This window comes from Bartonella sp. AD328YNZD (genome assembly GCF_042196425.1).
The window spans coordinates 1-5,219 of record NZ_JBHIQG010000180.1 but is presented as its reverse complement, the minus strand read 5'-3'; the positions used below and the strand labels follow the sequence as shown (position 1 = coordinate 5,219).

At 34.0% G+C, this 5,219-nt stretch carries 4 protein-coding genes; 1 reads left to right on the top strand and 3 read right to left on the bottom strand.

The window, feature by feature from the left end; all coding sequences use genetic code 11:
- Both ACFIO3_RS08580 and ACFIO3_RS08575 read right to left on the bottom strand, forming a co-directional pair.
- Positions 1-560 (bottom strand): D-alanyl-D-alanine carboxypeptidase family protein (locus ACFIO3_RS08580; RefSeq protein ID WP_375704317.1); only part of this gene is annotated, 560 nt, incomplete at its 3' end.
- 691 nt (positions 561-1,251) lie between these two features.
- Positions 1,252-2,058 carry a lysophospholipid acyltransferase family protein gene (locus ACFIO3_RS08575; RefSeq protein ID WP_375606059.1) on the bottom strand — a complete coding sequence of 269 codons (807 nt, stop codon included), beginning with the start codon at positions 2,056-2,058 and terminating at the stop codon, positions 1,252-1,254.
- Between the two features lie 129 nt (positions 2,059-2,187).
- Between ACFIO3_RS08575 and thiD the strand changes: the two genes are divergently transcribed.
- Complete coding sequence (thiD, locus tag ACFIO3_RS08570; RefSeq protein ID WP_375614353.1) at positions 2,188-3,042, top strand: bifunctional hydroxymethylpyrimidine kinase/phosphomethylpyrimidine kinase; 855 nt, start codon at positions 2,188-2,190, stop codon at positions 3,040-3,042.
- Between the two features lie 1,935 nt (positions 3,043-4,977).
- On the opposite strand, the gene ACFIO3_RS08565 is transcribed toward thiD, so the two are convergent.
- The coding region (locus tag ACFIO3_RS08565; RefSeq protein ID WP_375704316.1) for a GNAT family N-acetyltransferase at positions 4,978-5,219 on the bottom strand (242 nt) is incomplete at its 5' end.

Genomic DNA, 5,219 nt, shown 5'->3' with positions numbered 1-5,219 from the left:
GCTGGAATAGAAAAATAATGAGCATATTGTGGAAATTCTCGACGTATTTGAACGGCTAAAAGAGCAATATCGCGTGCCGTGGAGTAGTTTTGAGGGTCTGGTAAACCACTTGCGTTTGCAAAATGGGTGCCAAACATGCCTAAACGTTTAGCTTCGCTATTCATTTTACGTACAAAATCTTTCTGTGAACCTGCAATGGCTTCACTCATAGCAATAGCTAAATCATTGGTAGATTTAACCATGGTGATACTTAAGGCTGTATCAAGTGTGAGTACAGAACCAGCTTTATAGCCTGAACGATATGAGGGAGCTTTTGCGGCGTATTCGCTGATGGTGATATGTTTGTTTGGTGAAACTTCTCCTCGGCTCATGGCACGAAAAATAACATAAGCGGTCATTAATTTTGTCAAGGAAGCAGGATACCAACGCTCAAAAGCTTGATTATGTTTTAAGATACGCCTCGTTGTAACATCAACAGAAATAAAAGGCTGCGCTAGAGCGACAGCGCTGGATAAACTCAAAATCACAGAAAAAAATAAATTATAGAAGAGACGTTGCATTAATTTAAATCTAGTTCCCTCTTATTCGTTATTTAGAATTGTTTTAATGTAGCACACAAAGCTTTTAAGTCTAGGATAGGGAGGAAAGATGGTTAATTGCTGTATCCGTTGTGTCTGTGGGATAAAAACCAACACTCATTTTTATTTTCCCCTTGAATTTGGTTTGATGACTTAAGTATCTCAAGAAATACTTTTTAAATAATGAAGATTGTACAAGATTTCATGTTCTTGGAGGGATTGAATTTCTCAGAAAAGAATGAATCTGCATAATCATGCATTTTTCTTGCTCTCCTGTTAGGATAGCCCTTGGCACTTGAGACTGTTCGTAAAAAGCATTTTAATCTTTTCTTGTATCGTTTATTCACACAGATATCCCCGCTTGTAATGTGTAAGAAAATGATTCTAATTGATTCAACCTAGAATAGATTTGAAATGAGAGAATCTTACGGTATTCAGGGTTCTCATTCAAGTTGAATAACGCTAAAACATCCTTATAAGTCAATGAGATGTATGTTATTTAAATGATTTTAAAGAGAGGAAGAATTCTTTTTCAAAAAAATTTACACATTGATTATTTCTTATCATGTACATGTGTTTTATAATTTTGAATTAGAAAGTTTGAAGTATCTTTCTTATATTTTTGTTTCTTATACTCCGCTCAATATACAAAGTGATACACTATTCTTATCAATCAGTGCATTGTTTCATGATGATTTAGTTTTTGAAGTTTCTGAACAGCGTATGGTGGCATAGGAGGAGGGCTAGGATCTTGAGCTGCTAAGAGAAGCAGTTCATCACACGCTTTTTCAGTTTTTTGGACAAGTTGATCTAGAAAATCACGTTTGCTTAAACCTGCCTCTATCGGGGGAAGAATACGGACACGAATTGTTCCGGGATAGCGGCGAAAATTATTGCGTGGCCAATATAAACCCGCATTGTGTGCAATAGGAACAACTTGAAGTCCTAATTCATTATAGAGCGCGACAATTCCTGACTTATAATCTGGTTTTTGACCGGGTTGTCGGCGTGTTCCTTCGGGAAAAATCAAGATTTGGCGCCCTTGTTTTACTTTCTCTTTTGCTTTTTGTATAACCATTTTTAAGGCTTTGATGGGGGTTGTACGGTTAATGGGGATAATTTGTGTTTTTGCCATATACCAGCCAAACAATGGAATCCACATCAATTCACGTTTTAAAATGAGAGTGGGATCATCAAAATAGGGAACAAGACTGAAAGTTTCCCAAGCCGATTGATGCTTTGGAGCAATGATATAGGGTCCTTTGGGAAGATTTTCTAAACCTTCAATCTCATAACTTGTGCCTGCGATGTATTTTTGCAAAAAGAGTGTAACGCGTGCCCATGTTTTAGGGACAATCCATGCCTTTTTGCGGGGCATTAAAAAATAAACGGGAGCGTAAAGAATCATTTGTATGAAAGTTGTTGTATAAAAAGCGAACGTAAAAAGAATAGAACGAAGGATAAGCACTACATTTTCCATTTTATAGCTATAAGAAGACTTCATATATAATATAATTCACATGAGAAAACATCTTCTTTATGTTTTTTCAAGCATCTATTTTTTCGGTAACTCATTTTCCGATATTTAAAAACAGAAGGGAAGAGGTTAATGGAATTACAAAAAGATAAACTTTTTATTCCACGGATTTTATCTATTGCGGGAACAGATCCTTCTGGTGGCGCTGGAATGCAGGCGGATTTGAAGGTTTTTTCAGCTATGAAAACTTATGGTATGAGTGTGGTTACAGCTGTTGTTGCACAAAATACTCAGGGTGTGCGTTCTTTTCAGGCATTAGATGCTTCTTTTGTTGCAGATCAAATTGATTCTGTTTTTGAGGATATCCATGTTGATGCCGTTAAAATTGGTATGGTTGCAAATGCTCAGATTGCACAGGTTATTGCAGAACGTCTTGCTTATCATAAAGCGCGTTTCATTGTTTTTGATCCGGTTATGGTTGCAAAAAGTGGTGATGTTCTTTTAAAGTCTGATGCAATTGAAATTATGCGTGATGTTCTTGTGCCGATGTCAACTTTGATCACGCCAAATTTGCCTGAAGCTGCACTGTTATTGGGAGGTGAAGTGCAATGGTCTTTAGAGACTATGTATCAATATGCTCCACGACTCTTGGCGCTAGGGTGTCATGCAGTTTTGTTAAAAGGGGGACATTTGAATACGATTACCAAAAATAGTACAGAAAATTACGATTGTTCTAGTCCAGATCTTTATTGTGATTGTGAAAACCTTTTTATACTTGAAGCCTCTCGTCTTTCAACCACTCATGATCATGGGACAGGGTGTACCATTTCTGCTGCCATTGCAGCTTTGTTACCTACTCAACCTTTGGATTGCGCTGTTAAACAAGCAAAAGATTATTTGCATGGCGCTTTAACTGCCTCAGATGCTTTAAAAGTAGGGAAAGGGCGAGGGCCGCTTCATCATTTTTATGCATTATGGAAAGATTAATACAACGGTTGATTGTGAAAAATCTTCATTCTATGAATTTGTGTCGTCATTATATGATGTTTTGGGCTTATGATTGATAAGTGTTAGCGCATTGTAGCTTAACAGTTATTTTGTATTAAGAAGGATAAGAAAAAATGTTATAATTTGCTTCTTTTATATATTTTTTACGATTAATCTATCCTGTTTCAGAGGCAATTTTGAGTATAAAAAAGAGAGCAAGGAATTGAAAATCAGGATTTGATAGCAAAAAGTGTAGAGGGAAAGACCTTTTACAAGGCGATATTAAAGCTGGCGGATCCACTATATTTGCTGTTTCTTATATTGGTGGCAAAACAGGATGAGTCAAAATCGTCATCAAAATTATTATATATCTAACATTTACATAGTTTTTGTCGGCACGGATAGGGTTTTCTAAATAGAAATTGATACTTCCTGATGGAATTATCAATGATCTTTCAGGTGATATGGTAAATTTTTTTCGGATATTACAACGTCATTATCCTTTTTTATGGAGATGCTTTATGGAATTATTGGCGTTTCAGATGAGTAGCCATGAGGAGTTTCAACATTTATACAGCAAGATCTAGAAATTTTTACGAATTTAGAGCGGACTTTAAGGTTTTTATATTTATAGTGATTAAATTTTAGCAAGAAGGTAGTCGATTGCACAATCGGAGTTTCAATAGACCTGTAGCGTGTGGTTTAATCTTTTCAAAATTGAATTTTTATTCTGTTGTTTAGCAGATGTTACCATTAAACATTTAAAATGGTCTAATTTTGTTGTGCACTATGACGATTTCAATACTTTATGTTACCTTATCTTGATTTGAAGTTATGCTTCTCATGTAAAATAGGATGCATTTATATTGTTAATTCACATGTCTATTTTAAAGAGATTTCTCTCAAAGTGTGTCACATCCATTTTATAATAACGTTCGTGAATGGTCTAAAGCCTCTATGAAGTGTATAAAGCTATTATGCTTCCCATTTTTACATTTTCAAGGTGAAAGGGGTACCTCCTATACTATTTGGGCTCCCAATTTTGCGATAGTCTTTGGTATTTCAGAGCGTTCAGAAGAAGAGTTTTTATTCCTTTCTTCAAGTGAATTTTATTGATGCCTCAATTTTTCCTGTTATGTGTGAGCAGATGATTGTGAGTGATTTTAATGTATAGAGATTTGAAATGAGATAATCCTATGATATTTGAGACGCTTGCTCAATATGAATAATGATAAATTATCTTTATAAACCAAGTTATTAATTTATTTTTGTATTGAAGATTATTCTGGATAAGAATTTGTTCAAGAAAGAGGATTATCAAATGATGTCTACGCTGTTTGCACAAGTACAAGGGAAAATTTCTTTTATCTTTCAAATGATGTGCCAGAAATCCCAAAAATTTAATTTACTCTAAATAATAGGTGAAAACAGTTTATTTCGTTTGAAAATAATTACAATTAGCGTGAGAGATTTTTCATCATCAACTGTAATATAGAAAAAGAAACAATACATATAAAGGACCTTTAAAAGTTTTTTTAAGCTCCTTTGGTTATTGTATAAAGCAAAAATTTTTTCTATTAATTAACTAACAGACTAACCATCTAACAAACTATGATGCAACTGTCGTTTTAAATGTTTTCTTTCGAGTTCTTCATAATTATCAGTAACATACAGTAGATTATCGATCATATAAAAAATTACATTTGTTCAACTTAGATTTGTGATAGATATCTTTTTAAGACAAATTAAAAAAATAAGAAAATTTGAGTGCGTCATTTGAAACAATTATGTTTGTAATAACTGATTTTAGCTTTTCACTATCAGTATTAAAGGGGATTGGTCAAGCTTCCTTGGTTATATCGATTGCTTGATCATATTTGAGTTTTGTTGAAAATAATAAATTTTTTAATTGATGAGCAAAAAAAGAGTTCATAGCTAAACCACTATGTGTTTATTGGAATAAATTTTAAATTTACCAAAGTTTGTAAAACCAAATTTTTTATAAATGCTAATTCCCTCGTGAGAGGCTTGCATACCAATTACATGACATCTCCTTCTTTTTAAATGCTCAATAGCAATTTTTGTCATGAATGTCCCAATACCTCTTTTCTGAAAATCCGGCTTGGTGACAATATCATACACTCCACCAATCCCATCCGCTTTAATACAAAAACATA